Source organism: Arthrobacter sp. SAFR-023 (assembly GCF_051965295.1).
GTDB lineage: Bacteria > Actinomycetota > Actinomycetes > Actinomycetales > Micrococcaceae > Arthrobacter.
Window position 1 is genome coordinate 1 of sequence record NZ_JBQCMF010000057.1, and the last position, 952, is coordinate 952.

A 952-nucleotide genomic window follows, 5' to 3' on the forward strand; every position below is an offset into this window, starting at 1 on the left:
CCCGCCCGTACACCCTGTTCACCGGCCAGTGGGCCGACCTGCCCTTCGAGGAAGTCGCCAAGCTCGCGTCCGGCTGGGGCTACGACGGCCTGGAAATCGCCGTCTCCGGCGACCACCTGGACGCCTGGCGCTGGGACGAACCCGGCTACGTCGAATCCAAACTCGCCATCCTGGACAAATACAACCTCAAGGTCTGGGCGATCTCCAACCACCTCAAGGGCCAGGCCGTATGCGATGACCCGATCGACTTCCGCCACGAAGCCATTGTCGGGTCCAAGGTCTGGGGCGACGGCGACCCCGAAGGCGTCCGGCAGCGCGCCGCCGAGGAAATGAAACACACCGCCCGCCTCGCCAAGGCCCTCGGGGTGGACACCGTCGTCGGCTTCACCGGCTCCTCCATCTGGCAATACGTGGCCATGTTCCCGCCCGTCCCCGAAAAAGTCATCGACGCCGGCTACCAGGACTTCGCCGACCGCTGGAACCCCATCCTGGACGTCTTCGACGAATGCGGCGTCCGCTTCGCCCACGAGGTCCACCCCTCCGAGATCGCCTACGACTACTGGACCACCGTCCGCACTCTCGAAGCGATCGGGCACCGCGAAGCGTTCGGCCTGAACTGGGACCCCTCGCACTTCATGTGGCAGGGCATCGACCCGGTCTCCTTCATCTGGGACTTCAAGGACCGGATCTACCACGTGGACTGCAAGGACACCAAGCTCCGCCCCACCGGCCGGAACACCGTGATGGGCTCGCACCTGCCCTGGGGCGACCCGCGCCGCGGCTGGGACTTCGTCTCCGCAGGACGCGGCGACGTCCCCTGGGAATCCTCCTTCCGGGCCCTCACCGCGATCGGCTACACCGGCCCCATCTCCATTGAGTGGGAAGACGCCGGCATGGACCGCCTCCACGGCGCCCCCGAAGCCCTCGCCGCGCTGAAGAAGTTCGACTTCCC

The 952-nt window shown here is 67.0% G+C and carries 1 protein-coding gene; it reads left to right on the top strand.

Annotation, left to right across the window (positions count from 1 at the left end):
• Positions 1–952, top strand: a 952-nt coding sequence (locus tag ACTHQX_RS21715) for a sugar phosphate isomerase/epimerase family protein (protein WP_440174674.1), incomplete at both ends; no start/stop codon positions are given.